A 25,270-nucleotide genomic window follows, 5' to 3' on the forward strand; every position below is an offset into this window, starting at 1 on the left:
GGAGAACGAGCATGCGCAGGTCCGCCGATATCGACGCGCTTCAGCAGGTGCTGTCCGCTGCCCTCGGGTCCCGGGAGCCGGTGTGTTCCCTGGCCCAACTAGGCCAGGACGCCGAGGCGTTCGCCGTCCTGGACCCCGCCGTGCTCGAGCGCCCCACCCTGGTGGGCGGTGGGACCCCGTACCACCCGACCAGCCCCGTCCCCGCCCCCCACACCCTCGATGAGCTGGCCCGCCGCGCCGATGAGCTGAACGTGGCCCAGATTCTGGTGCCGAATGTGCGCCGCGGCGATGACACCGGCGCGCTGCGGGCGGCGGGTCTCGTGCCCCTCGCCACCCGGAGCGAGTGTGTCGTCCGGTTGCCCGGCGAGGTGGACGAGGTCCTGCGGGCCCGCGTCGGTGCCGGGCGACTCCACGATCTCCGCCGCCACCACCACGCGGTCTCCTGTGACATCACCTGGGAGCGGATCCCGCTGACCGAGCTCGACGGGAATCCCTGGGCGAAGGACGCCTTCGTGGAACTCCACCGGCTCCGGACGGAGCGCCACGGCGGCGAGGCGAACCTGTACAGCGCCGACGCCCTCGACACGCTCGCACACGGCCCACTGGCGGACCGCACGGAGATGCTCGTACGCCGTGACGAGAAGACCGTCGTCCAGGCCGGACTCATCACCACATCCCACAACGGCCGGGGGCTCTACTACCTCACTCAGGCCACCGGCCACGACGATCCCGCCGCACGGCACGACCTCCACCTGGCGACCTTGTACGAGCTGTACTGCCACGCCCGGCGGTTTGGCCTGGAGTGGGTCCACCTCGGCCGAGGGGACGCCCACCGCATGCGCCCTCTCGGAGCCGATCTGTTCATCCCGCTCGACCACTGGCTGCGGGCGCCCGGCCTCGCGGCCCCGGCGGCCGAGGGAGCGGAGCAGGCACTGTCGGAGTTCGCGGCTTCCCCCGTCACCGGTGTACCGGTCCCGGGCCCGGCCCGCTTCCGCCAGGTGCCGCGGTTCGACACGATCGACCTGTCCAGCAACACCAGTCCGTTCCTGGGCGCCGGGGCCGAGTATCCGCACCTCGATCTGACAGAGCTGGCCGACACCTACCTCAGCACGATCTCGTCGCTGCCCGGCCACGACGGTGTCGATGCGCTGAGCGCGGATCACCTGCTCTTCACCAGCGGCGCGGTCGACGGCGTCATGCTGCTCCTGGCGGCGCTGGCGTCACCCGGCGAGCGCGTCTGCGTCACGTCGCCCACCTTTCCGCTCTACGCCCACTTCGCGCACCTCCTGCGCCTGCCCGTGGTCGATGTGCCGCTGTGCGGTGACGACATGTCCCGGCTCGACACCGAGGCCATCCTCGCGGCCGATCCACGGGTGACCATCCTGTGCGATCCCAACAACCCCGTGGGGACCAGGCTCGATCCGGAGCAGGTACTCGACCTGGTGGTCCGCGGCCGCGGGCTGGTGGTGATCGACGAGGCCTATGTCGAGTTCAGCGAGAAGCCCTCGTACGCCGGGCTGGTCGAAGAGCACGGCAACCTCATCGTGCTCAGGACGCTCTCCAAGGCATGGGGGCTCGCCGCCGCCCGGTGCGGAATCGCCCTGGCCCAGCCCGGCATCGTCGAAGCGCTGCGGCGGGTGCAGGTGCCCTTCGGGTTCACCAACGCCTCCCAGCACGCCGTGCGGGATCGGCTGACCAACGCGAGGCCGGTGCTCGACGGCATTCAGCGCATCCGCGCCGAGCGTGACCGGATGGCCTCGGTGCTCGCCGAACACCCGGCGGTGGACCGGGTGTTCCCCTCGGAGACCAACTTCCTGTTCGTCAGACTGCACAAGCACGAGCGCGTCATGGAGCAGTTTCGGGAGGCGGGGATCGTCGTCGCCGACACCGGGCGCGCGATCCCGGACACCTGCCGCATCACCATCGGCGATCGGCGTGCGAACACCGCCCTGCTGGACGCACTCTCCTCCGCCGTGTGAGCCACATCGTTCAGCCGAAAGGATCCCGTTCGTGGGTAATGAATCTCGTTCCGATCTCGCCCTGTCGAGCACCGTCGTGGCCGAAGGGTTCGCTCGCTGGAGTCCGCAGCTGCGGAAGGAATTCGACACCAACGCCCATAACGGCAGGATCGGCCAGTCGCTGGTGAAGGAGACCGATTCGCTGCGCATCTGGGAGACCTCCCTTCAACCGGGAGAGCGGATTCCCGTCCATCGGCATGTGCTGGACTACTTCTGGATAGCACTCACCAGCGGCCGGGCCCGTCAGCACTCAAGCGATGGCACCACTCACGAGATCTCCTATGTCCGAGGACAGTCTCGGCATTTTTGTTGCCCCGATGGGCGATACCACCTTCATGACCTGAAGAATATCGGCGATGAGGTTCTGTCGTTCCTGACCATCGAGACAAAGGATGGACCGAACGAGCCTATTCAGCTCTGAATAGCGTGAGGGGTGGTCGGCCCGCGGGAGAGGGAGTTCCCGCGGGCCGGCCACTCAGCTTTCCTTCTTGGTGACCACGAACCGATCGATGACCAGGTAGTCGATTTCGGTGGCGAGGAAGCACTCCAACGCGTCCCGCGGCGAACAGACGATGGGCTCACCGGCCACGTTGAACGAGGTGTTGAGCAGGCAGGGCACATCGGTGCGCGCCGTGAAGGCCCGCAACAGCCGGGCGAGCGCGGGGTTCTGCCGCTCGTCCACCGTCTGGGCCCGCGCCGTGCCGTCCACATGGCAGGCACCGGGGATCCGCTCCTGGTACTCCTTCCGCACCGGGAAGACGAACGTCATATAGGGGGACGAGGTCTTCTTGCCCATCTCGAAGACGCGCGGCGCCTCGGATTCGAGGATGACCGGCGCGAACGGGCGGAACGGCTCCCGGTGTTTCACCCGGAGATTGATGATGTCCTTGATGTCGGGGAAGGCCGGATTGGCGAGGATGCTGCGGTTGCCCAGGGCGCGCGGCCCGAACTCGGCCCGGCCCTGGAACCAGCCCACGACGTTCTTCCCGGCCAGCAGCTCCGCCGTCCTGTCGGTGACCGATGTGGTGTCGGGCTCCTCCTGCCACTCGATACGGTCCGCGTACTCCGCGAGGGTGTCCAGGACCTGCCTCTCGTCGTACGAAGGTCCCAGGTAGGGGGTGGTGACCGCGTCGGCGGGCCGGTTCCTGAGGCCGGCCGCGTACACGGCCGCGCCCATGGCGACCCCCGGGTCGCTGGCCCCGAAGCTGACCTCCATTCCGGTGAACGGCGACCGCTCCAGCATCTTCGTATTGGCCACGCAGTTGAGCGCCAGACCGCCCTCGAAGAGCAGGGTGTCCAGGCTGGAGGCCGCGGTCAGCGTGCGCAGCTGGTGAGCGGTGATGGCCTCGACCATGTGCTGGGCGATCCCGGCGACCTTCACCCGGAAGTCGAACTGCTCGCGCTTCTCGCTGTCGCCGCCGAACAGGTCGTCGAACAGCGCGTAGTAGGCCCCGATGTCCCGGGGGATGGAGAGGGTGTACGAGCCGTTCTCATGCAGCCGCACCACGCGTTCGAGCAGCGGATTGTGCTGTGGCGGCGGGCCGTACGCGGCCAGGCCCATCACCTTGTACTCGTCGTTGTTCGGGACGAACCCCAGGTAGCGGGTGATCCTCCCGAACGCCACCCCCAGCGAGCTGGTCATCGGGACCGCGCTCTCGTCGAACAGACGGACCACGCCGTTCCGCAGCTCGCCCATGACGGCGGACAGGGTCTCCGCCCGGCCGTCGCTCACCAGGAAGGCGGCGTCGCCCCCGCCGGCCAGATAGGCGCCGCACATGAGATGGGCCAGGTGATGGGGCACCAGGGTGAGTTTGTTGGGATCCAGCTCGTACCCGGTCCGCTGGACGAAGTCGTTGTACACCGCGTCCCGGCCGAGCATGTCCGAGTAGAGCTCGCCCGTGCTGCGCAGAGCGTCGAACTTGGCCGTGACCGGCATGTCGGAGTCGCATATCTCCGAAATCATCTGCTCGGCCACGGTCGGCGAAAACCGCCAGGGGAAAGCGAAAACGTCCACCTGGTCGATGTCGACGCCGGCGGAGTTCAGACACCATGTGATTGCGTTGGCCGGGAAATCGGAGGTCTTCTTGACCCGGCTCAGCCGCTCCTCCTCGACCGCCGCCACCAACTCGCCGTCGATCACCAGAGCCGCCGCGGCGTCATGACCCACCAAGAGATTACGGCCGACACCAGTTGCCCCGTAGAGACGCCCGAAAAGTTCCGCACCTCTGCTGAATCCGTTGTAACCGAGTACGATCACTGGCTCTCAGCCTCCCAAGCACGACAGTCGTGTCAGGAACAACAGGCTACTGGGCCCGCATACTTGAGGGATAGCCATGATGCACAGGCAGATTGTGGTTTTCTTTCCTTGGGCGCGACACCCGGGGAGAATTCCCCACGGAATGTCCTCGGGCTCGATATCCGCACAGCGCGCTCAAGGATCCGAGGGGTGAACTGGCCCGGTTTCCGCGTGGCGTGACCCTCCGCGCTCCCGGCCCGCGGCGGCTGGGCGCGACCACGGGAACGTATGCTTTTGGGCATGCTGACGTTGGAACGGCTCCGGGCGGACCACGCGCCTGCCCTGCTGGCCTTCGAGCGCGAGAACCGCGAGTACTTCGCTCGGTCGATCCCCGACCGCGGGGACGCCTACTTCGCGGAGTTCGCTTCCCTTCTCCGTGCCCGGCTCGCCGAGCAGGATGACGGTGTGTGTCACTTCCATGTCGTCATGGACGACCGGGGGGAGTTGGTCGGCCGCGTCAATCTCGTGGATGTCGAGGAAGGCGACGCCGAACTCGGCTACCGGATCGGCGAGCGCGCCGCGGGCCGTGGGGTGGCAACCGCCGCGGTGCGAGAAGTGTGCCGCCTGGCCGCCACGGAGTACCGCCTTTCCACCCTCACCGCGGTCACCACCCTGGACAACGTGGCCTCGAAGACCGTGCTCGAACGTAATGGATTCACTGTCGTGGGGGACGTCACCGTGGCCGGGCGCCCCGGTACGCGCTATCGCCGCACGCTCGTTGCGGCGCGCTGACTCCACCCACGGTCATCCTCCAGCGTTGACGGGGCGGTCAGGTGTTGGCCAGCAGCAGGTCCTCTCCGCTGGACGGACGAAGGCCGTCGGTGCGACCGGCGAAGTAGCGCTCGGCGAGCGAGGCTCCCGGCAGGTGCCGGGCGTCCTGGAAGCCGGATGCGCGGGCCAGCGCCAGCATGTCCTGCGGGGTGTAGAAGCTGATGAACGGCGTTCCGGCCGCTTGCGCGCCTTCCTTGCTCGCTCTGAGGCCAGGGCGATCGGCGTCGTCGAGGAGTTCGTCCGGCAGCAGGAAGGTCATGGCGAGCGTTGAGCCGGGTGCGAGCCCGGCGATCTGACGCAGGGTGGCCGCGGTGGCTTCCTCGGTGAGGTACATGGTGACGCCGGTGGAGACGATGACCGCCGGCCGGCCGGGGTCGAAGCCGGCGGCGGTGAGCCGCTCCAGCCAGGACTCGCTTGCCTCGAAGTCGACCGGCACCAGGTGCAGCCAGTCGGGGATGCCGTAGCCGAGTTCGACCAGGCGGTGGCGCTTCCACTCCTGGGGGCCGGGCTGGTCGACCTCGAAGAGCTGCAGCCGGGAGGCGATCTCCGGCTTGCGCTGGGCGAAGGTGTCCAGGCCGGCTCCCAGGGTGACGTACTGGGTGACGCCGCGGTCGGCCTGCTCGGCGACCAGGTCCTCGATGAAACGGGCGCGGGCCACAACGGCCGCCCGGAACCCACTGGTGGCGTGCGGATCCATATCGGGGCGGCGGCGCCAGCCGTCGTCGGGGGCCGCCAGCCGCAGGCCGATCTCGTCGTCGAGCACATGTGGCGGTGGGTCGACCTGGACATGCATCGCCCGCCAGAGGGCGACCCGCACGGCGGTGCTGTCCGGCGCCTTGCCCTGCTCGTCCGCCATGGTCTTCCCTCTTATCCGCTGCCGGCCTCGTTGAATCGCACGATGTCCTCGATCGTCCGCTGCAGCTTCAGCTCATCCTCGTCGGATACGATCGCCTGTCCCACGCGGCCGTACGGCCCGACCGGGGCATCAGGTGACGAAGAATACTGGATCTCATCGAAAGAGAAGTGGCGTTCGAAGTCTCTCCGCGTCAGATTGCCGCTCTTCGGGCGACGGAGAAGGAGGTAGCCGTAGAAGCGATCCGGGTCGCCGCTGTCCGGTGGCTGGGTCACCTCTTCCCCGAGTGCGAGGCTGATTTCGACGTCGAAGAGATCGACCCCGAATGTCAGCTTGTTGACCTGAGGGGAGAGCGCCCCCGGGAGACGGATGGCGCATTCACCGAACGTCAGTCCCGATTCCTCCGTGAACGCTTCCATGTGGAACACGCAATCCGGTGCGTCAAGGCTTGTGAGTGCCTGCCCGGCGAGCGTCTCCGCTTGCTGGAACAGCGATGTATACCGCCTTCTGTCCAATATGTGGGCGGCCAGGACGCCGCCCTGTACGGCACTCAGCGGTGATATGTGGTTGCGGCTCATGGACGACCATTGAAGCTCGCCGTTCCTCCAGATGCCGTCCATATAGACTTCCGGGGCGTCTATGAAGGACTCGGCGACGATCTCGACATCCGACTGCCCGGAGAACGGCCTCAGGGCCTGCGCGTACTCGTCCGGGGACCGGACGATGCTGGTGCGAAGGGCGCCGGCGCCGGTCGCCGGCTTGACCACGAAGACGTCCCCCAGGTCGTTGGCAAGATCCGTGAAGGAGGTGCCGACGGGCACATATCGGCAGCGTGCTCGTTTGACCCGCGGCGGCAACTTGTTCTTCTGCAGGTACTTGTCCCGGAAATAGAGCGTTGCCTTCGAGTCGGTGTTGCCGGGAAGGCCCAACTGCTGCCGCAGATAGGCTGCCCCGAAGACGCCCATTTCATGGACGGTCAGCACTCCTGCTACATCATCGAGATGCGCGGAGAGCACCGCGCGCAGTATCTCCTGGGCGTTCTCCATGTCGGTGACACACCTGAAGCGTCGGCCCTCTGGTGTGTTCACGGGGGCCTGCACGATATAGAAGGGATCCAAGCCCCGGTGCCGCAGTGCCTGGTCCAGACCGTCCCTGTGTCCGATGACAATCATCGTCGGCATTCTTGTCTCCCCCGGTTACGGCTGGCCAAAACATTGAAGATGCGATGCGCCATACCGTCATCCGATGCCAATAACGGTGGCATCATTCCACAGGGGTGCGGAGATGTTGCCTGTGATGTGGATCACAGGCAATCTTTGTGGTGAATGGCATGGATCGCCCATTTCTTTTCTTCTCACCGGCGAATCATGCGTGGTGTCCGGCCTCCGCCTGGTGTCCGGCGTGGTCCGGGTCGAGACCGGCGTCGGCGGACGCGATGACGGCGCGCTCGGCGTCGATGTCGAGCGAGCGGCACAGCACCAGATAGAGCAGGGACGACACGGCGAGTCCGACCAGCATGGTGACGTCGGCGCCCTTGACCCAGTGTGCGAGCGGCCCCTCCGCGTCGCCGATCACGGCGAACGGCAGCATCGAGGCGAAGCCGACGCCATAGGCGGTCAGCCCGCGCCAGTTCCACCGGCCGTAGATGCCATGGGGATTGAAGATCTCGCGGATCGAGTAGCGGCCACGCCGCACCACATAGAAGTCGATCAGGTTGACCGCGGTCCACGGTGTGAAGAGGTAGCCGAGGACGATCAGGAAGTCCCCGAAGGTGGTCAGGAAGTCATCGTTGGCACTGAAGGCGAGCCCGGTGGAGACCACGCCGATGACCACCAGTGTGGCGACGCGGGTCCCCAGGGTCAGCGGGACCCGCTTCACCGAGTCGATGCTGGAGAGCAGTGTGAGGCTGCCGCCGTAGAAGTTGAGGGTGCCGATGGTGAACAGCGGAATCACCGACAACAGCAACAGCACCACACCGAAACCGGAGAACAGCTGGTCACCGGCCTTGACCACGGCATCCACCAGGCCCAGCTTCGGGAACAGCCCCGCGGCCACCGCCCCCACCAGCATCATCCACGCGCCACCGAAGCCCGCCCCCAGATACGTCCACCAGAACGAGGAGCGCACCCCCACCGTCGGCGGAAGATAGCGGGAGTAGTCGGAGACATAGATGGACCACGAGAGCTGGTAGACGGCGGCGTGGAACAGCTGGATCAGGAAGGGAGCGAGAGTGAAGGCGCTCAGATCGAGCTGGTCCGCGCTGAAGGGGGCGACCACCACGATGCCCACGGAGAACACGACCAGGCCCGCGCCCGTCAGATACGTCAGCCACCGGGACGCCTTGTGGATGAAGTCATATCCCACGACGGCGAGCACGATGCCGATCACGGCGTAGGCGATGTAGCTGACCGACGGGGGAGTGGCCGCCAGGTGGTCCATCGTCGAGCCGACCAGCACCTGGTTGAAGGCCGTGTAGCCGATGTAGGTCACCAGTGCCACGACCCACACCAGCAGCGCCCCGACGAACCCGAACTGCGGTCGGGACTGCACCATTTGGGGCAGCCCCAGCTGCGGGCCCTGGGTGGAGTGGAACGCCATGAAGAAGGTGCCCAGCGCATTGCCGAGCACGATGGCGATGGCCGTCCAGATCAGGTTCCCGCCGAGCGCCACCCCGATCGCGCCGGTGGCGATGGTGGCGAGATGCGCGTCCCCGGCGAACCACACGGGGAAGAGGTGCCAGACCTTGCCGTGGCGTTCGGCGAGGGGCACATAGTCGATCGACCGGCTCTCGATGACCGGCCGGTGCCGGGCGGCGCCCGGCGTGTCCGGTGTCTCGGTCTCCTTGCTGGTGCTGACTGCCATGCGGTTTCTCCCGGGCGCGAGTGTGGATGGGCGTGTGGTTGCGGATCCCCCCTGACGGTCGTGGTCGCGGCGGACCGGTTCAGCCGGTTCGGTTGAGCGCGGCGTACGCGAGCTGCTCCAGCAGCAACGCCGCCTCGCGTGGGGCATCGGTGGCCGCCGTGATCACCTGCTTGGCGACCGAGACGGCGAGCGGTGGCTGCGCGGCAAGCTCCGTGGCGATCTCCACCGCCTTCTCCCGCACGCCGCCCCCTTCGGCGATCTCGCCGATCAACCCCCAGGCGTACGCCTCCGGCGCCCCGAAGCGGCGGCCGCGCAGCACCAGATCGCGGGTGCGGGCCGGTCCGACCTCCCGCACCAGCCGGGTCACCCCGCCGGAGCTGGGCAGAATGCCGATGCCCACCTCGGGCAGGCCGAAGACGGTGTCCGGGTCGGCCACCCGGATGTCCGCGGCCAGCGCCAGTTCCAGTCCGCCGCCGATGCAGTAGCCCGACAGGGCCGCCACCGTGGGCTGGGGGAGGGCGGCGAACGTCTCGTACACGGCGCCGGAGGAGCGGTAGTACTCGGCGATCCTCTCGGGGGTCATCTCGCGCAGCTCGCCGGTGTCCGCCCCGGCCGAGAAGGCGCGCGGCACTCCGGTGACGACCACGGCCCGGCTGGTGCGCACCTCCTGGCCGTGCAGGGCGTCGAGCAGGACGGACTCCATATGGGTGGAGAGTGCGTTGAGCTTCCGCTCGCGCCGCAGTGTGAGGACGGCGATGTCGTGGTGTTCGCCGGTGCGCTCGATCTCCACGGTGCCGGCGTCCGGGGAGGCGGTGGGCGTTGTGTCGGTGATGGTCATGGCGCTGGCTTCTCCTGCCTGGTTGCTTGACGGTCGTTGCCGCGCCACCTGGTCGAGCGGCGGCGACAGTGGGGTGGCCGGCGGCAGGGGCCGTGGGCGTGGCCGTACGGCCCCTGCCGCCGGATGGCGCCGGTCAGCTCCCGGCGGTGAAGGACAGCAGGTCGTCCAGGCCGCGCTTGCCGACCTCGTTGGCGATGACCAGCCGCTGGATCTCGGAGGTGCCCTCCCAGATCCGGTCCACCCGCAGCTCCCGCCACAGCCGCTCGACCGGCATGTCCCGCATATAGCCGCGGCCGCCGAAGATCTGCACACAGCGGTCGACGATCCGGTTGGACGCCTCGGAGGCGGCGAGCTTGGCGGTGGCGGCCTTGGCGTGCAGGGTCTTGCGGTCGCCACCCTGGTCGAACTCCCAGGCCACCTGGTGGGTGAAGGCGCGGTTGGTGGCGATCTCGGTCACCGAGTCGGCGATCATCCCCTGGATCAGCTGACGGTTCATCAGCACATCCCCGCCCTGCTCACGCTCCTTGGCCCAGTCGACGGCCAGCCGCAGCGCGCGCTCGGCGGCGCCGATGGTGCGCGCGGCGATCATCAGCCGTTCCTCGGTGAACCAGTCGCGGGTCAGGTCGTACCCCTCGCCGATCCTGCCGAGAACGGCGTCCGGGCCGACCCGGACGTCCTGGAAGAGGAACTCGGGGTGTTCGTAGACGAAGGTGTGGGTGTAGCGGGGGGTGCGCTTGACGGAGACGCCGGGGGTGTCCTTGTCGACGAGGAACATCGTCGGCTCGTTGTCCGGCCGCACATAGGCGAGGACGATGAGGAAGTCCGCCGCGTCGCCGACGGTCACAAACCACTTCTCGCCGTTGAGGATGTAGCCGTCGCCGTCCCGGGTGGCCGTGGTGCGGATCCGGGAGGGGTCGGAGCCGGCGTGTTCCTCGGTGATGGCCACCGCGTCGCGGCGGCGGCCCTCGATGTCCGGGACGAGGTAGCGCTCGCGCTGCTCGGGAGTGCAGGCGCTGAGGCAGTTGGCGGGCCGCCACACCGCGTCCCACAGGGCGTTGGTGAGCTTGCCCAACTCGTCCTGGGCGACGACCTGTTCCAGGATCGTGAGGCCCGCGCCGCCCCAGTCGGCGGGCATGTTGATGGCCTGCAGGCCATGGGCGAGCACCTCGTCGCGGATGACGGCGTGGGCTTCGGGCGGCAGACCGTTGTTGGCCTCGCACTCGTCCTCGAACTGCATGATCTTGCCGGTCAGGCTGGCGGCACGCTGCTTCAGTTCGGCCAGACGGGGGCTGAGGGCGAATTCCACGGTGTTTCCTCCTGTCGATGGCGCGCGCCTTCCGTCGACGTGGCGCGAGCGAGTTGATGTGGCGCGAGCGAGCGCTCTTGCGTGTGGGTGTCAGCCGGTGGGTGTCAGCTGTGTGTGTCAGCCGTGTAGGCGTCAGCCCAGGACGATGCGGGCGTCCAGGCCCTGGCATCCGCGCGGAGTGGCGAGCAGCGGGTTGACTTCCAGCTCGGAGATCTCCGGATGGGCCGCCGCCACTTCGGTGATGACGGCGATGGTGTGGGCGAGTGCATCGAGATCGACGGCGGGGCGGCCACGCACGCCGTGCAGCAGGGCCGCGGAGCGCAGCCGGCCCAGGAGCTCACGGGCCTGCCCGGGGGTGAGCGGGGCGAGCGCGAAGGCCACGTCGCGCAGCACCTCGGTGGTGACCCCGCCGAGGCCGAGCATGGTGACCGGCCCGAAGCGGGGGTCGCGCCGGACACCGACGATCAATTCGACACCGTCGCGCGGATCCGCCATGGCCTCGACGCAGTACCCCGGTGGAGACAGCCGCTCGGCCATGTCGGCCACGGCGGTGCCGACCGCCGAATCGCCTTCCAGCCCGAGCGCGACACCGCCGGAGTCGGACTTGTGCAGCAGGCCGAGCGCCTTGACCACGACCCTGCCGCCGATCTCGCGGGCCGCCTTAACGGCCTCGTCCACGGTCGTGACCAGGCGCGCCGCCGGGAAGTGCACACCCGCGGCGCGGATCAGCTCCCGTGCGCTCCAGTAGCCGTCGTCCGCCACAGGCGGCAGTGGGTCGGGCAGGGGCCGCAGCGCGGGGTCGGCGGGGGTGCGCCGGGCCAGCATCCCGAGGCTGCGTGCCGCTTCCTCGATGGCGCGGAAGACGGGGACACCGCGGCGCTGCAGTTCCTCGGCGGCGTCGCTGTAGGGGTACATGGTGTGAACGGCCACCGGTTTGCAGCGGTCGCGTACCAGCTCGCCCATCTCGGCGGCGGTCTCGATCTCGGAGGTGGCGAGGGCGGCGCTGTACTCGCCGTAGCCGCCGAAGTAGCCGGTGATCAGGACCGAGTCGGTGTCCGGTGCGTCGAGCAGATCGCCCAGCACCCGGGCGAAGGAGGTGACGTCCCGCTCACCCATGCCCGCGAGGTCCACCGGGTTGCCCACCCCCGCCGACGGCGTCAGATGGTCTCGCAGCCGCCGCGACAGCTCGGAATCGAACTCCGGTACGGACAACCCGTACCGCTCGGCCAGGTCACAGGCGACCGAGGCATGGCCACCGCCGTCGGCGAGCACCGCAACCCTGCGGGCGGGGGCCGCGCCGAACAGATGCAGCGCCTCCAGCAGGCTGGCCATCTGACGGGGGCTGGCCACCCGGTCGATCCCGGCGGCCCGGCAGGCCGCGTCGATCACCGAGCTGTCGCTGACCAGCGCCCCGGTGTGCGACTTGGCCCCGCGTACGGACGCCTCGCTGGCGCCGACAGTGAGCAGCACCACGGGCTTGCCCATCGTGGTGGCCTCGGCGGCCGCCCCCACGAAGTCGCGGCCGTCGCCGAAGTCCTCGCTGTACACCGCGATCAGCTTCGTCTCCGGGTGCACGGTGTAGGCCCGGATGAGATCGGCGACGGTGAGGTCGGCCTGGTTGCCGAGGGAGGCGAAGCGGGAGAAGCCGAGCCCCCGCTCGGCCAGGATCCGGCTGAGCTCCAGGGCCATGTTGCCGCTCTGCGAGATCAGGCCCACCGGGCCGGGCGGCAGGGGATTGGAGGAAAGATACAGTTCGCTGCCGCTGTCCAGGACGCCCAGGCAGTTGGGGCCCAGCAGCACGGCACCCGCCTCGCGCACCCGCCGGGCCAGCGCCTTCTGCCGCGCCTCGCCCTCGATGCCGAGTTCCGCGAAGCCCGCGGTGATGCCGACGATGGCACGTGCCCCGGCGGCGAGCGCGTCCTCGACCGCCGATTCGAACCCGGCCGCCGGAACGGCGATCACCGCGAGGTCGGCGCGCTGGGGGAGTTCGGCCATGGAGCGGTAGGCACGCTCGCCGAGCACCGGCTCACCACGGCGGTTGATCAGGTACACCGGGCGCCGCTGCCGCATGCGCAGCGCCTGCACACTGATCCAGTTGCCCCATTTGGTCTGGTCGTTGCTGGCTCCGATGACGGCGACCGCGTTCGGTGAGAACAGCGGTCCGAGATCGCGTTCCGGAACGCGCCGCTCAGTGGCGGAGAGGGTCATGGGTGGTCCTTAGGGGACGAGTCCGGCGTGGGGAGGTCGGGTTCCGGTGTGGCGAGGCCGGGCACGGGGTGCCCGGCGCCCCAGGCGTCCGCTCCGCCGTCGACCACAACGGTGGTGCCGGTGACGTAGGAGCCCTGGGGGGAGGCGAGGAAGGAGATGAGCCCGGAGACGTCCTCGGGCCGGCCGAGTCTGCCCAGCGGCACCGACCGCTCCCAGCGTTCCCGGTCCTCCGGTGTGTAGTGGTCGTCCAGGCCCCCGGTGGCGATGGTGCCGGGGGCCACGCACACGGTGCGGATGCCGTACCGGCTCCACTCCAGGCTGAGCCCGGCCGCCAGGTTCTCCACCGCGGCCCGTGCGGAGGCGGCATGGGCGAAGCCGGGTATGCCGCGGCGCGGAGAGAAGGCGATGAAGAACACGGCGCCGGAGCGCTGTGGAATCATCGCCCGGCGGGCGACCTCCCGGGTCATCGCCCAGGTGGCGTCGACGGCGAGCCGGTGCACGGCCCGCCAGCCGCCCGGGCTGATCTCCTCGGCGGGCGCAGTGAACTGTCCGCCCGCGTTGTTGACCAGGACATCGACGCGGCCGAACGCCTCGAGTGCGTGGTCGACGACCCTGGTGACACCGCCCTCCTCGCGGATGTCCGCGGACACCGTGACGCAGGAGCCGCCGAGGGCCTCGATCTCCTCGGCGACCTCCGCCAGGGGCTCCGGGCGGCGCCCGCAGACCACGACGCGCGCTCCGCCGGCGGCCAGGTCCAGTGCGGTGGCCCGGCCGATGCCGGTGCCTCCGCCGGTCACCAGGGCGACCTTGCCGGTGTGGACATCCGGCCGTAGTCCGCTGCCCGGCGGCGCGGGTTGATCAGTCCGCACAGAGCCTCCTCGATCTGTGAGCCAAAGGTTTGACTGATGCGTCAGTTAGCCTTCCGACCGAGACCGGCGTCAAGGGGGTACGGCGAGAAAATTCCCAGGGAAGAACGGGAGTTCACCGTGTTCGCGGGACTTGCCGAGGAGTTGACGCTTCGGTCAGAATGACCGAACGCTGAGCGCCATGACCGGACGCTGAGCCCTGGCGCGGACGGGGAGCCAGGACCGAGGAATGGAGAGACGATGTGAGCACCGGCACGAAGACGGAGCCCAGGACCGACGAAGACCGCAGGGCGAGGATCCTCGACGCCACGTGGCAGCTGATCGCCGAGCGTGGCTTCCACGCCGTGCGCATCTCCGACATCGCCAAGGTCTGCGGCACCAGCACCGGCACGGTGCACTACTACTTCCCGGGGAAGAACGACGTACTGGCAGAGGCCCTCAAGTACTGCGTCGACCGGGCGTTCGCGCGCCAGTCCACCCAGCTGCGCGCCGTTCACAACGCACACGAGCGGCTGCTGAAGCTGATCGACATGCAGCTGCCACGGGTCGGCCAGGTCCGGGACGAGTGGGCCATCTGGCTGCAGTACTGGGCCGAGGCCACCATCCGCCCCGAGTTCCGCCCCGCCCACAACGAGTACTACGCACGCTGGCAGGAGACCGTCCGCCGGATCGTGCAGCGCGGCCAGCGGCAGGGAGTCTTCCGCGCGGACGCCGACCCGCACGTCGTCGCACTGCGGCTGACCGCGCTCACCGACGGCGCGGCGATCCAGGTGCTGACCGGAGTGCCCGGCATGACCATCGGCACCATGCGCGAACTGCTGGTGGATTTCGTCCACCAGGAGCTGGTGGCCGACGCACACTGAGCCGGACCCGGCACCGCGCCACGCGGGATCACCGGATCAGTGTGCGCAGAACGGGAACGCCGGCGCCCGCACTGGTCAGTCCGGCGATCACGGCGGCGGGCACGGACACGCCGGTGAGGGCGGTGAGGCCACCGATGACGAGGCCGATGACGAGCGCGGTGAGCAGGACGACGGTGGTGTGAACGGACAGGAACGGCTCCGCCGGGGCGGAATCGTTCGGCGACGAATGGACCGGTTGCGGCGGCTGAGTGCTGGTCATGCCCCCACTCTGAGCCTGCCCGCCGCCCTCACCTGCAGGGATCGAACAACTCCGCAGAAGTCTGATCAGCGGGTCGACACCACCGAACGGCAGCCGTGTTCGGTCGAACGCTTCCCCCGTGCCGTGGACCGTTCGGCGGTGTTCCGGCAAGTTCGGTACCGTTCCGTGGCCAGGGCTCTACCCTGGCTCTCCACGGCAACACGTGGGGGAACGTGGGGAACGGTGGACGTGACGCGGCAGCACCAGGCGGCGGTCAGCACTGGTACATATGACGATCTGCTGCGCCAACAGGCAGCGGAACTCACGCAGTTGCGCCTGCGGCGAGGCAATCCGTCACTGCGCTCGATCGAGGCACGCGCGGCGCGCATGTTCGGGCTGGAGGCGTCCTTACCGATCTCCACGCAAAGCGCGGCGTTCAGCGGCCGGTACGTCAGCCGGGACAAGCTGATGTGGCTGGTGCGCACCCTGATGTCATGGGACGAGTGGGGAGCGGAATGCGAGCCGCCCGGAAACCGGTCCCATGAGCTGGACACGTGGCGTATCCGCTGGACGGCCATCGCCGCCGCGAAGCCGACACGCCGCAGAACACCGGCCGCAGTAGCACCGGCGGAAGGTGACCCGCCTGCGGCTGAAGCTCCCACACCGGCATCGGCCGAGGCGACGCCACCCCAGCCACCGCCGAGGGAGGCGGCAGACGGTCTCCCGCCCGGTCAGCCTCTTGACGATCCACCTGCGCCCTCCGCAATCGCATCGTTCTCCCCGGGATCCGCTGTCCTCACCGGTCACAGCAGCACCATCCGGTCCGTGGCGTTCTCTCCCGATGGCGCGCTGCTCGCCACCGGAGGGGGCGACCGGACGGTGCGGTTGTGGGATCCGCGCACCCGCGCGCCCGTTGGCGAGCCCCTCATGGGCCACACCGGAGCGGTCTACGCGGTGGCGTTCTCCCCTGATGGAGCGCTTCTTGCCACCGGAGCCGATGACCGGACGGTGCGGTTGTGGGACCGCCACACCCGCACGCCGGTCGGCGACCCGCTTTCCAGCCACACCAGCACGGTCCGGTCGGTGGTGTTCTCGCCCGACGGATCCCTCCTCGCCACCGCAGGCGGTGACCGCACCGTGCGGTTCTGGAACCCGCGCACCCGTACCCCGGTCGGCGATCCCCTCACGGGCCATACCGGCGCGGTCCACGCGGTGGCGTTCTCTCCCGACGGGACGCTCCTCGCCACCGGAGGCGGCGACCAGACGGTGCGGTTGTGGGACCCACGTACCCGTACTCCGGTCGGCGATCCCTTCACCGGCCACACTGGCTGGGTGCGGTCGGTGGCGTTCTCTCCCGATGGGACCCTCCTCGCCACCGCGAGTGGCGATCGCACGGTGCGGTTGTGGGACCCGCAGGCCCGTACTCCGGTCGGCGGCCCCCTCACCGCACACGTCAGCTGGCTCTACGCGGTGGCGTTCTCCCCTGACGGCGCGCTTCTCGCCACCGGAGGCGATGACCACACGGTGCGACTATGGGACCGGCAGGCCCGCACACCGGTCGGCGCCCCCCTCACCGGCCACGCCGACTGGGTGCGGTCGGTGGCGTTCTCACCTGATGGCACTCTCCTCGCCACCGCAAGTGGCGACGGCACGGCGCGGTTGTACGAGCGCGAGGCGCCGAGCGACATGAACGCCCGCCGACTCGAATTCCATCACCGGGTCGGCACGGCCATGCTCCATGTGCACCGGGGAACGACCGGAGGCGGAGCGCCCAGCGAGGAGCCGCCGGCGGAGCTCTACCGCGATGTACTCGAGGCAGCCGAAGCGACCTTCGTCCGGGCGACCAAGACGGGGGATGTCGAGCAGATGATCGCGGGCTGGGACGAGTTCACCGGGCTCGCCACCCAGCTGGGGCAGAGCTCCGCGCTGCTCGGAGCCGTACTGCTCGGATCGCTGGTCGAGCACACGGGCCTGTCCCCGCAGGAGGTCATCTCCCAGGCCATCGCCAAGGCGCAGGCCCACCCCACCGGGACGCAAGCGGCGCTTGAACCCGCCGAGCCCACCGATCCCAGCACTCCCACCGGAAGGTGACCCGACGATGCCACATCCGAGCCTCCTCGCGGTGTTCGCGCACCCGGACGACGAGTCCCTGTCGGCGGGTGGCGTGCTCGCCCAGCACGCGGCCGCGGGAGCGCGAACCGCCGTCGTCACGGCGACCTGGGCAGAGGACACCCCACGCGCGGCGGAGCTGGCCGAGGCGCTCCACATCCTCGGCGCCGGTGAGCCACGGATGCTCGGCTACGCCGACGCCCGGGCCCCACACTCGGCTCCGGGCGGCGTCCGATTCTGCGACGCGCCGCTCGATGAGTCGGTGCGTCGGCTGGTCACGCACATCCGGGCGTTCCGACCGGACATCGTCGTCACCCATGACGCCTATGGCGGGCTGACCGGCCATCCGGACCACCTCCACACCCACCGGGTGACCACGCTCGCAGTCGAGGCCGCCGGGCTGGACCGGCTCTACCCGGACACCGGCGCGCCCTGGCAGCCGAGCGCCCTCTACCTGGCCACGCACCCACACTCGGCCGCGCAGGCGCTGGGCGCACACCTGGTCCGGGGAGACAAGGCGATGTACAGCGTCCCCGATGAGTGGGTCACCGCGACGGTTGATGCCAGTCCCTGGCTCGAACAGAAGCTCGGCGCTGTACTCGCCCACCGCACCGAAGTGGAGCGGGGAGCGCTGCCGGGCCGGCTTGCGGCACTCCCGCCAACCGAGCGGGCGAAACTGGTGTCCACCGAGTGGTACATCCGCCGCGACCTCGCCCGCACGGCGGCGACCCAAACCCGACTGACGCCACGCGGTTGAGCGGTATCAACCGCCGGAACGCTCTTTCAAGCTCAGCTCTGCGGTCGTGCCCCGCTCCCCTCCGCCACCGCGTAGCCGGGCACGGACGGCCAGCGAACAGTCAGTACCACCGACTCCTCCTCCGCGAACCATGAGTGGTCGACTCCGCGCCCCCATACGACGTAATCACCCTGCTCTTCCAGAAGGACGCTGCGCCCGGGCAGTTCAACGCGGAACTGTCCGCTGATGAGAACCAGAAGCGCTGTGCGTTCCTCGCCCTTCACCCACTGCGCTCGCTCGTCGCCCCGCGGGTGGACGCCCCATTTGATCTCCACGGACTCGCTGTGGCGCGGATCGCCGACGTCCTTGAAGTGTCCGAGGAGCCACCCCCGGTCCAGCGCCGCATCCTTGCCCGCATTGCCCACGTACACACTGTCGTTCACACGGCAGGACGCTAGCAGCCGCTCTTGTGGAGGTGATCCGTGCCGGATCCGCGCCGGTCAGGCCCTAGTGTGCTGCCATGCGCGACGACAGGCCCGATGAAACGCGCCGTGTCCAGCTGAGCCGGATCTTCGACGAGGACGCGGAGCTGTACAACCGGGCCAGGCCCGGGTATCCGCCCGAGCTGTTCGACGACCTCGCCGAGGTGGCCGGCACCGGGCCCGGCTGTCGTGTCCTCGAGGTGGGGGCGGGCACCGGCCAGGCGACCCTGCCGCTCGCCGAGCGCGGTTGCCGGATCACGGCCGTCGAACTGGGCGCGGACATGGCCGCCGTCGCCCGGCGCAAGCTGGCCGGGTTCGAAGCGGTGGAGATCGTGACGGCGGACTTCGAGACCGCAGCGGCCGCTTCGGACCCGTCGGCTTCCGGCGCTACGCGTGGGACCTGACGTACACCACGGCGGAGTACCTGGCGGTGCTGCGGACCTACTCCGGCCACCGGGCGCTGCCGCCGCAGGCCAGGGAGGGGCTGCTGGAGTGCATCGCCCGGCTGATCGAGGGGCGGTACGGAGGCCGGGTCACCAAGCGGTATCTCACGGAACTGCGGGTGTCACGAACGGTCCCGGCGCTGCGGTAGGCGCCGCTCCGGGCCGTGCCCACCTCTGACAGCCGGCCCCTCAGGCGATGACCCGGCCACGCAGAATGATGCGGCTGGGATGGGCCAGAACCGAGCTGTCGAGAGTCGGATCGGTGTCATAGGCGACGAGGTCGGCGGGGCCTCCCTCGACCAGTCCGGGCAGCCCCAGCCAGGCTCGGGCTGCCCACGACGCCGCACCGAGAGCTGCTTCCGCCGACAGCCCGGCGCGTATCAGCCATTCGACCTCCGACGTGACCCTGCCGCAGGGGAAGCTGTCAGTGCCTGCCAGAACCGTGACGCCGGCTTCGCACGCGGCCCTGACGTTCGGCAGCATGCCTTCCCAGCCGGCCAACCACCAGTCGCGACGGGCGCTCGGCTCCTGGGCGCGCCTGCGGTCGGCTCCGGCGCCGAAGACGCTCAGCGTCGGGACGAACGCGGTGCCCTGGGAAGCCATCTGATCGATCAGGCCAGGGTCCAGGTGCATGCCGTGCTCCAGGCTGTCGACGCCTGCCTGAACGGCACGGCGACTGCCGTCGGCGGTCTGGCAGTGGGCGGCCACACGGCCGCCGACCGCGTGTACGGCGTGCACCACGGAGGTGAGGACGTCCTGGGGCAGCGCCGGTTCGTCGTACTTCCAGTCGGCGATGACCTTGCACCAGCCCGAGGACGCCTTGGCTTCCTCGACGGCCGCCCGCACCAGATCCGCTTCACTCACATCACGCCCGAAGCCGGGGAAGAAGCGGCCCGGAGTGGCCAGCCACCGTCCGGCTGAGCGCACCCGAGGCATCTCCGGCTCCTCGTCCACCCAGCTCGGTATGCGCGCGGCGGACCCGGGTGTCCGGACCAGCAGTACGCCGGAGTCGCGATGCTCGGTCAGGTGCCGGCGGAGCGTGTCATCGCTGAACGGGACGTCGACGTCCTCGGTGCCCGGGTGCGTATGCACATCGACCAGGCCGGGCAGCAGCCATCCGCCGTCGACGACGAGCTCCGCGCCGGGGACGGGGTCGGTCCGTAGCCGGTCCCCGTCAATCCAGAAGGACCGCTCTTCCCGCTCCGGCAGGACGACACCACGCACCTGGAATACCACTGGCGAGCGCCTCCTCGAATCCGTACGGCCGGTCAGGCGATCTTAGGGGAGCCGGTTCGGATCAACGCACCCTGCCCGAATGGCCGTTGGAGCAAGCGCCACAACTGATGTCTCATTGTCCCTGGGGCGCCCGGGCGCTACGCATTTCCGGCGCGGTGCCCGGCGTACGGCGGGTCTTCCGGCGGAACAGACCACGGCCGCCGACCACCAGCGCCCACGCCAGAAGAGGAAAGGCCGCGACCCGCTCCATGCCTCCCATACCGAGCCCGAGATAGTGGCCGGAGAGAAAGAGCCCGAAGGCCGTCAGCGCGGTGATTCCCAGCAAAGTGGTCAGCCGGCGCAGGGGAACCGGAACATCTTCCGCCAGCCTGGTTCCCGTCAGAAAAAGACCGATGTTGCCCGTTCCCATGATGAGCAGGGCGCCCAGGACGTGCTGGTTCTCATGGACGTCAGCGGGCGCCAGCCCGGCCAGCACAAAACCGACGCCGGCACCGGCCAACAGACATCGGGTCACGGCCGAGGTGGAGCCTCGGCGCCATAGAGCGCCAGTCAGGGCGGTGCCGACGACGAGCAGCGTTCCCAGTGTGATGAACGACGCGTTCATCGCGGCGTGTTCGGGCGAGCAGACATAGCGTGGCTCGGGATCGGACTGCAGAGCGCAGTGAGCGTTTCCCAGGTCGCTGATGTTGTTCCTTGCCCAACTGTACGGTCGCGCCCAGGCCGATTCGACGAACCAATGGACCGCGAAGAACTGCACCACACCCGCCACCCAAGCGGAATATCCGATTCGAGCCTTCACCTATCCGCCTTCTTTCGCACGATGATGCATACAGCGGATCATGCGGCGTCGGCCTCAATCACTCCGGCAAGCCCCCGGAGCGAGGTGGGGGAGTCCCTACCCGCGTTCGCGTCTGAAAGGGGCACGGCAGTGCGGGCAGAGCGGAATTAATGCTTCATCGCCGTCTACCAGGGGCCGGAAAACGAAAGTGGCCCTCACCGACGGGGGATGCGGTGAGGGCCAACCTCAGTGTGGCACGGCCGCAGCGCGGAAGCACGCGTTCCGCGCGACACAATCGCATATATCTACAACCGGAACTCGCCCGCCCGCCCCCGCGCGGCCGCCCCGGACGCCCTGACCTCCTCCGTTGCGTCTCGTGAAGCGGCGCCCAGGGGCTTTCTGCCCGCCTTTTTCTGCGACCGCCGGCCAGTGATCACCTGGATGCCCAGCTGAAGTAGCTGTGGCGCGCCACCCACCAGATGCTGACCTGGGAATCGGCACCTCAGGTGGCACGAGGTCACCGGCCGCCCCATGCCCTCGCGGGAGAAGCACCATGCCCCACGTCAAACGTTCTGTTCTGAGCGCGGCAGCCGGTCTGGCGGCTGCCCTTTGCTGTGCGCCTCTGGCGGCGGCCGCCGCGCCGGCCGCCGACACCACCGGCCCCCTGCCGCCTCGCCATGGTGAAGAAGTCTTCCTTCTGACGGCGAGGCCCACGCAGACCAACTCCGTCGACGTGGCCCCTCCCGGGAACAGCCAAGGGGACCAACTCATCGTCAGCGGGGACCTCTTGCGTTCCGACGTCACGGTGGGCCGATTCGACGAGGCCTGCACGGTGACCCGTACCAACCCCATGGATACGAGTGACGTGCAGTGTCAGATCACCCTTTCGCTGTCCGAGGGCCAGCTCACCGTGCAGGGGGTGTTCGCCATCACCGGTGCGGGTCCCGGTGACATCACCCTGGCCATCACCGGAGGCACCGGGCGCTACCGCACAGCCCACGGCTTCATCCATGCCGTCAACACCAGTAATACCGAAACACAGCTCGCCGTCCATCTCATCCGCGGCGCTGGATCCGGGGTGGTCTGAGCCTCCGGCAGCGGGAACTCCATCCGCTTCGGCGCGGTGCCGGCGTTCGCGGTGCCGCGCTCCCGTACGCCCCCACCGACTACCCTGATCTCCCACGGAGCCCCATGGGGCACCCGTCCTGCGAGAGAATGACCCGAGCCCGAGCGAAGGCGTCTCGACTGGGGCCGCGGAACGTCACACCCGATGCGGGGAAGGGAACTCGGAGATGAGCGCACAGCCCGAACACCCCACCGACCGCAGGATCCCGGCGATCCCGAACACGATCAACGGCATCGGCGATGCGCTGACCGGGGCGAACCGGGCCCAGTTCTACGCCGAGGTCCTGGCCGCCGAAGAGGAGACGGTTCCCGGCATCATGCGCAAGTGGTGGAAGGCGGCCATGCTCGACAGCGCCCCCGGCGCGGCGGAGAGCCGTGCCAACGCCGCCGCCGGGACCCGCCTGGTCTCCGTGGAGGACCTCGCCGACCAGCTCGAGGGAATCAGCCGATGACCGCCCAGCCGCGCCGCGGCTGGGCGGTGTGGACCGAGGAGATCCCCGCACAGACGCTGCTCGACATGCCACCGGACCTCTCCAAGAAGGTGGTGAACTTCCTGAGCGCGCTGGCCCTCGAAGTCGGCGGCGCGATCGACCGCGACCGGCGGCCGCCCGGCGACCCGATGGACGACCTCGGCGCCCGGTACAGCCTGCAGATCGGCGGGGAGCCGATCGTTTTCGAATACGTCGTACTCCCCGAACTCCGCGAGATCCGCGTCCCCGTACTGGTCTGGTTCCGCTGACCTCCAGTCCGCCCTGCGCGAGGCGGTCAGGACGCCGGCGTGACGAGGTAGTCTCCGTGCTCCAGGTCGTCGATGAGTGTCGGGTGGGTGGGTGACCAGCCGAGCAGCTCCTGGGTGTACGAGCTGGAGACGGGCGCGTCGATGCCGTAGACGGTGGCCATGAACGGGCTGACGAAGTGCCCGGCGGCCTCGTCCGGGGTCAGCGAGACCGCGGGCAGATCGAGGGCTCGGGCGATCGTCCGCGCGATGCTCTTGAAGGTGACGCCGCTTTCGGCCACCCCGTGCAGCACGCTGCCCGCGGGGGCCTTCTCCAAGGCCAGGCGGAACAGGCTCGCCGCGTCGAGCCGATGCACCGCGGGCCACCGGTTGCCGCCGTCGCCGACGTAGGCCGACATGCCGGTCTTGCGCGCGGTGGCGACGAGCATGCCGATGAAGCCGTAGTCCCCGGGGCCATGGACGGTGGGGGCGAGCCGGACCACGCTCGCGCGCACTCCCTGGGCGGCGAAGCCCAGGCAAGCGCGCTCGCCCGGGATCCGGAATCCGGCGATCCCGGCCGGGTCGGGCTCGTCCCGCTCGGTGCTCTCCCGGCCGAGGGGCATGACCAGCGTGCCGGAGGTGCTGACGAACGGCTTGCCCGAGTGCGCCAGCGCTCGGCCGAGCGTCTCGATCGCGGTCCGGTCGCGCCGCATCATGTCGTCGGGGTCGGCGAAGTCACCGCCGAAGGCCATGTGCAGGACGCCGTCGGCGGCTTCGGCGCCGCTCCGCAGGCTGTCGAGGTCGTCCAGGGAGCCGCGGTGCGGGGTGGCGCCCAGCGACGCCAGCCGGGCGGCGGCGGCATCCGAGCGCGCCAGGCCGGTGACGGTGTGCCCGGCCGCGACGAGCTCGGTGACGATGGCGGGGCCGGTCAGGCCGGAACCACCGGTGACGAAGACATGCATGAACACTCTCCCACTTAACGTCAGTGACTGGCACTACGTAGCGCCAGTCGCTGACTCTACGCGTAGTGCCAGTGACTGGCGCAATGTGGTGTCGGTCACTGACATGACGCGATAGGCTCGGGGAGTGCCACGGAGCGGACTGGAAGCGCGCCGCCGCCTTCAGCAGGCGGCGCTGGAGCTGTACCGGGAGCGGGGGTTCGACCAGACCACCACGGCTGAGATCGCCGCCCGGGCCGGAGTCAACGAGCGCACGTTCTTCCGGCACTTCCCGGACAAGCGCGAGGTGCTCTTCCACGGCGAAGCCGACCTGCGCGCCGAGCTGACGCAATCCGTGGCCGAAGCGCCCGACGGTCTGCGGCCCCTCGAGATACTGCTCCGCGCCTTCCGGAAAGCCGGACGGATCCTGGAGGAGAACCGCCCGTTCTCCGAACCGCGGCTGGAAGTCATCGCCAGGACACCAGCGCTCCGCGAACGCGAGTTGGCCAAGGCCGCGTCGCTCACCGAAGCCGTGGCGGAGGCGCTGCGGCAGCGCGGTGTCGCCGACCGGCTGGCCGGCCTGGCCGCTCAGACCGGCTGGGCCGCCTTTCATCAGGCGGCCGGGGCCTGGATCGAAGACCCCTCGCAGAGCCTGGACGCGCATCTCTCCCGCGCCTTCGACGACCTGCGCGCCCTTTTCACGACCGCTTCACTGGCGAAGGTGCGTCCCACGAACTGATCCCCGCACCTGACGGGACGTCACCGGAGTGCACTGCGGAACACGACCCCGACCTGCAACGACGGCGATCTGTGACCCGGACACTGACAAGGCGTCAGTTGCCATCCGGCGGCCCGGGCGGGTCGAGCCGGTAGCCGTGTCCCCGCAGGGTGGTGAGGGCGGGCAGAGCCACGGGCGCGTGTGCGGCAGAAGCAGCGACCTGCAGTCGGCGGCGCAGCGAGGACATGGTGACGTCCAGCGTCTTGGTCGGCCCGAACCAGTTCTCGTCCCACACCTCCGCCATGAGCAGTTCACGGGAGACCGCCTCCCCCGGATGCCGGACCAGGATGGCGAGGAGGTCGAACTCTTTGGGGCGCAGTTCGACCTCCCGATCGCCGAGGAGGCAGCGGCGTGCGGCGATGTCCACGGTCAGACCCCCGATCCGGACCGGTTCGCCCGGCCCCGCCGGGGCGGGCGGGCGGCGGCGGAGATGGGCGCGGAGACGGGCGAGCAGCACGGTCAGGCTGAAGGGTTTGACCAGATAGTCGTCGGCGCCCGCGTCCAGGCCCACGATGACGTCGATCTCCTCACTGCGGGCGGTCAGGATGAGGATGAGGACGTCGGGGTGTTCGTCGCGCAGCTGCCGGGCCACGTCGATGCCATCCATGTCGGGGAGGCCGAGGTCGAGGAGGACGACGTCGATGGGGCTCCGGTCGGCCTCGGCCAGGCCGGAGCCGCCGGTCCGGGTCCAGGTCACGGCGTAGCCGTGGGAGCGCAGACCTGCTTCCACATGCCGCCCGATGACCTCGTCGTCCTCGATGAACAGTATGGATACCGAGTCCTTGACCCCTGTCGTCCGCATGCTCAGAAG

General features: G+C 69.3%; 24 protein-coding genes and 1 pseudogene. 11 read left to right on the top strand and 14 right to left on the bottom strand.

Going from position 1 to position 25,270, the window contains the following annotated elements:
• Positions 1 to 11 precede the first annotated feature (11 nt).
• Together J8403_RS41910 and J8403_RS41915 are read left to right on the top strand one after the other, a co-directional pair.
• Positions 12 to 1,979 (top strand): aminotransferase class I/II-fold pyridoxal phosphate-dependent enzyme, encoded by a 1,968-nt coding sequence (locus J8403_RS41910; RefSeq protein WP_211127777.1) that lies wholly within the window; start codon positions 12 to 14, stop codon positions 1,977 to 1,979.
• 31 nt (positions 1,980 to 2,010) lie between these two features.
• Positions 2,011 to 2,439: a cupin domain-containing protein gene (locus J8403_RS41915; protein ID WP_211127778.1), complete on the top strand. Its 429-nt coding sequence runs from the start codon at positions 2,011 to 2,013 to the stop codon at positions 2,437 to 2,439.
• A gap of 54 nt (positions 2,440 to 2,493) precedes the next feature.
• On the opposite strand, the gene J8403_RS41920 is transcribed toward J8403_RS41915, so the two are convergent.
• Positions 2,494 to 4,275 carry a carbamoyltransferase family protein gene (locus J8403_RS41920; protein ID WP_211127779.1) on the bottom strand — a complete coding sequence of 594 codons (1,782 nt, stop codon included), beginning with the start codon at positions 4,273 to 4,275 and terminating at the stop codon, positions 2,494 to 2,496.
• A 279-nt stretch (positions 4,276 to 4,554) separates the two neighbouring features.
• Here J8403_RS41920 and J8403_RS41925 point away from each other — a divergent pair, with 279 nt between their 5' ends.
• Complete coding sequence (locus J8403_RS41925; protein ID WP_211127780.1) at positions 4,555 to 5,046, top strand: GNAT family N-acetyltransferase; 492 nt, start codon at positions 4,555 to 4,557, stop codon at positions 5,044 to 5,046.
• 37 nt (positions 5,047 to 5,083) lie between these two features.
• On the opposite strand, the gene J8403_RS41930 is transcribed toward J8403_RS41925, so the two are convergent.
• The 7 genes from J8403_RS41930 to J8403_RS41960 all read right to left on the bottom strand — a co-directional run bounded on the left by J8403_RS41930 (position 5,084) and on the right by J8403_RS41960 (position 14,021).
• Entirely contained in the window at positions 5,084 to 5,941 is an 858-nt protein-coding gene (locus J8403_RS41930; protein ID WP_211127781.1) for a class I SAM-dependent methyltransferase, read from the bottom strand.
• Positions 5,942 to 5,952: 11 nt separating this feature from the next.
• A complete protein-coding gene (locus tag J8403_RS41935; protein WP_211127782.1) occupies positions 5,953 to 7,119 on the bottom strand; it encodes an ATP-grasp domain-containing protein in 1,167 nt (388 codons plus the stop codon).
• Positions 7,120 to 7,303: 184 nt separating this feature from the next.
• Positions 7,304 to 8,800 carry a purine-cytosine permease family protein gene (locus J8403_RS41940; RefSeq protein ID WP_211127783.1) on the bottom strand — a complete coding sequence of 499 codons (1,497 nt, stop codon included), beginning with the start codon at positions 8,798 to 8,800 and terminating at the stop codon, positions 7,304 to 7,306.
• A 79-nt stretch (positions 8,801 to 8,879) separates the two neighbouring features.
• Positions 8,880 to 9,638, bottom strand: coding sequence for an enoyl-CoA hydratase/isomerase family protein (locus tag J8403_RS41945; RefSeq protein ID WP_211127784.1), 759 nt, complete (start codon positions 9,636 to 9,638; stop codon positions 8,880 to 8,882).
• Positions 9,639 to 9,771: 133 nt separating this feature from the next.
• Positions 9,772 to 10,944 carry an acyl-CoA dehydrogenase family protein gene (locus tag J8403_RS41950; RefSeq protein WP_211127785.1) on the bottom strand — a complete coding sequence of 391 codons (1,173 nt, stop codon included), beginning with the start codon at positions 10,942 to 10,944 and terminating at the stop codon, positions 9,772 to 9,774.
• A 132-nt stretch (positions 10,945 to 11,076) separates the two neighbouring features.
• Entirely contained in the window at positions 11,077 to 13,152 is a 2,076-nt protein-coding gene (locus tag J8403_RS41955) for an acetate--CoA ligase family protein (RefSeq protein WP_211127786.1), read from the bottom strand.
• On the bottom strand, positions 13,149 to 14,021 hold the full coding sequence (locus J8403_RS41960; protein ID WP_211127787.1) for an SDR family NAD(P)-dependent oxidoreductase: 873 nt from the start codon (positions 14,019 to 14,021) through the stop codon (positions 13,149 to 13,151). The genes J8403_RS41955 and J8403_RS41960 overlap by 4 nt, the downstream gene beginning before the upstream one ends.
• Positions 14,022 to 14,260: 239 nt before the next feature.
• Between J8403_RS41960 and J8403_RS41965 the strand changes: the two genes are divergently transcribed.
• On the top strand, positions 14,261 to 14,881 hold the full coding sequence (locus J8403_RS41965) for a TetR/AcrR family transcriptional regulator (protein ID WP_093469995.1): 621 nt from the start codon (positions 14,261 to 14,263) through the stop codon (positions 14,879 to 14,881).
• A gap of 28 nt (positions 14,882 to 14,909) precedes the next feature.
• Here the strand turns inward: J8403_RS41965 and J8403_RS41970 are convergent, their stop codons facing one another.
• Entirely contained in the window at positions 14,910 to 15,140 is a 231-nt protein-coding gene (locus J8403_RS41970; RefSeq protein ID WP_211127788.1) for a hypothetical protein, read from the bottom strand.
• Between the two features lie 468 nt (positions 15,141 to 15,608).
• Between J8403_RS41970 and J8403_RS41975 the strand changes: the two genes are divergently transcribed.
• Positions 15,609 to 17,210: a WD40 repeat domain-containing protein gene (locus J8403_RS41975; RefSeq protein WP_281428001.1), complete on the top strand. Its 1,602-nt coding sequence runs from the start codon at positions 15,609 to 15,611 to the stop codon at positions 17,208 to 17,210.
• 7 nt (positions 17,211 to 17,217) lie between these two features.
• Positions 17,218 to 17,985, top strand: coding sequence for a PIG-L family deacetylase (locus J8403_RS41980; RefSeq protein ID WP_211127790.1), 768 nt, complete (start codon positions 17,218 to 17,220; stop codon positions 17,983 to 17,985).
• A gap of 32 nt (positions 17,986 to 18,017) precedes the next feature.
• Here the strand turns inward: J8403_RS41980 and J8403_RS41985 are convergent, their stop codons facing one another.
• Positions 18,018 to 18,407: a cupin domain-containing protein gene (locus tag J8403_RS41985; protein WP_211127791.1), complete on the bottom strand. Its 390-nt coding sequence runs from the start codon at positions 18,405 to 18,407 to the stop codon at positions 18,018 to 18,020.
• Positions 18,408 to 18,484: 77 nt separating this feature from the next.
• On the opposite strand from J8403_RS41985, the pseudogene J8403_RS41990 reads away from it, so the two are divergent.
• A pseudogene (locus J8403_RS41990) lies at positions 18,485 to 19,038 on the top strand (methyltransferase domain-containing protein).
• 40 nt (positions 19,039 to 19,078) lie between these two features.
• Here the strand turns inward: J8403_RS41990 and J8403_RS41995 are convergent.
• Positions 19,079 to 20,125, bottom strand: coding sequence for an amidohydrolase family protein (locus J8403_RS41995; RefSeq protein ID WP_211127792.1), 1,047 nt, complete (start codon positions 20,123 to 20,125; stop codon positions 19,079 to 19,081).
• 112 nt (positions 20,126 to 20,237) lie between these two features.
• Entirely contained in the window at positions 20,238 to 20,924 is a 687-nt protein-coding gene (locus J8403_RS42000; protein ID WP_211127793.1) for a DUF998 domain-containing protein, read from the bottom strand.
• A gap of 532 nt (positions 20,925 to 21,456) precedes the next feature.
• Between J8403_RS42000 and J8403_RS42005 the strand changes: the two genes are divergently transcribed.
• The 3 genes from J8403_RS42005 to J8403_RS42015 all read left to right on the top strand — a co-directional run bounded on the left by J8403_RS42005 (position 21,457) and on the right by J8403_RS42015 (position 22,767).
• A complete protein-coding gene (locus J8403_RS42005; protein WP_211127794.1) occupies positions 21,457 to 21,990 on the top strand; it encodes an allene oxide cyclase barrel-like domain-containing protein in 534 nt (177 codons plus the stop codon).
• Between the two features lie 205 nt (positions 21,991 to 22,195).
• Complete coding sequence (locus tag J8403_RS42010; RefSeq protein ID WP_211127795.1) at positions 22,196 to 22,480, top strand: hypothetical protein; 285 nt, start codon at positions 22,196 to 22,198, stop codon at positions 22,478 to 22,480.
• Positions 22,477 to 22,767 (top strand): hypothetical protein, encoded by a 291-nt coding sequence (locus J8403_RS42015; protein WP_014057923.1) that lies wholly within the window; start codon positions 22,477 to 22,479, stop codon positions 22,765 to 22,767. The genes J8403_RS42010 and J8403_RS42015 overlap by 4 nt, the downstream gene beginning before the upstream one ends.
• A gap of 26 nt (positions 22,768 to 22,793) precedes the next feature.
• On the opposite strand, the gene J8403_RS42020 is transcribed toward J8403_RS42015, so the two are convergent.
• Positions 22,794 to 23,705: an SDR family oxidoreductase gene (locus tag J8403_RS42020; RefSeq protein ID WP_211127796.1), complete on the bottom strand. Its 912-nt coding sequence runs from the start codon at positions 23,703 to 23,705 to the stop codon at positions 22,794 to 22,796.
• 124 nt (positions 23,706 to 23,829) lie between these two features.
• Between J8403_RS42020 and J8403_RS42025 the strand changes: the two genes are divergently transcribed.
• The gene (locus tag J8403_RS42025; RefSeq protein WP_211127797.1) at positions 23,830 to 24,420 is read left to right on the top strand and encodes a TetR family transcriptional regulator; all 591 of its coding nucleotides are present in this window, start codon (positions 23,830 to 23,832) and stop codon (positions 24,418 to 24,420) included.
• Positions 24,421 to 24,514: 94 nt separating this feature from the next.
• Here the strand turns inward: J8403_RS42025 and J8403_RS42030 are convergent, their stop codons facing one another.
• Entirely contained in the window at positions 24,515 to 25,261 is a 747-nt protein-coding gene (locus J8403_RS42030; protein ID WP_211127798.1) for a response regulator transcription factor, read from the bottom strand.
• Positions 25,262 to 25,270: the final 9 nt, after the last annotated feature.

The sequence above is a fragment of the Streptomyces yatensis genome (assembly GCF_018069625.1).
Taxonomy (GTDB): domain Bacteria; phylum Actinomycetota; class Actinomycetes; order Streptomycetales; family Streptomycetaceae; genus Streptomyces; species Streptomyces yatensis.

Excerpts from the sequence above, each read along its gene's own strand:
- J8403_RS41945 (WP_211127784.1), bottom strand. The coding sequence starts at position 9,638 with ATGACCATCACCGACACAACGCCCACCGCCTCCCCGGACGCCGGCACC.
- J8403_RS41935 (WP_211127782.1), bottom strand. The coding sequence starts at position 7,119 with ATGCCGACGATGATTGTCATCGGACACAGGGACGGTCTGGACCAGGCA.
- J8403_RS42030 (WP_211127798.1), bottom strand. The coding sequence starts at position 25,261 with ATGCGGACGACAGGGGTCAAGGACTCGGTATCCATACTGTTCATCGAG.
- J8403_RS41975 (WP_281428001.1), top strand. The coding sequence starts at position 15,609 with ATGTCATGGGACGAGTGGGGAGCGGAATGCGAGCCGCCCGGAAACCGG.
- J8403_RS41970 (WP_211127788.1), bottom strand. The coding sequence starts at position 15,140 with ATGACCAGCACTCAGCCGCCGCAACCGGTCCATTCGTCGCCGAACGAT.
- J8403_RS41955 (WP_211127786.1), bottom strand. The coding sequence starts at position 13,152 with ATGACCCTCTCCGCCACTGAGCGGCGCGTTCCGGAACGCGATCTCGGA.
- J8403_RS41980 (WP_211127790.1), top strand. The coding sequence starts at position 17,218 with ATGCCACATCCGAGCCTCCTCGCGGTGTTCGCGCACCCGGACGACGAG.
- J8403_RS41925 (WP_211127780.1), top strand. The coding sequence starts at position 4,555 with ATGCTGACGTTGGAACGGCTCCGGGCGGACCACGCGCCTGCCCTGCTG.
- J8403_RS42015 (WP_014057923.1), top strand. The coding sequence starts at position 22,477 with ATGACCGCCCAGCCGCGCCGCGGCTGGGCGGTGTGGACCGAGGAGATC.
- J8403_RS42010 (WP_211127795.1), top strand. The coding sequence starts at position 22,196 with ATGAGCGCACAGCCCGAACACCCCACCGACCGCAGGATCCCGGCGATC.
- J8403_RS41910 (WP_211127777.1), top strand. The coding sequence starts at position 12 with ATGCGCAGGTCCGCCGATATCGACGCGCTTCAGCAGGTGCTGTCCGCT.
- J8403_RS42005 (WP_211127794.1), top strand. The coding sequence starts at position 21,457 with ATGCCCCACGTCAAACGTTCTGTTCTGAGCGCGGCAGCCGGTCTGGCG.
- J8403_RS41930 (WP_211127781.1), bottom strand. The coding sequence starts at position 5,941 with ATGGCGGACGAGCAGGGCAAGGCGCCGGACAGCACCGCCGTGCGGGTC.
- J8403_RS42020 (WP_211127796.1), bottom strand. The coding sequence starts at position 23,705 with ATGCATGTCTTCGTCACCGGTGGTTCCGGCCTGACCGGCCCCGCCATC.
- J8403_RS41940 (WP_211127783.1), bottom strand. The coding sequence starts at position 8,800 with ATGGCAGTCAGCACCAGCAAGGAGACCGAGACACCGGACACGCCGGGC.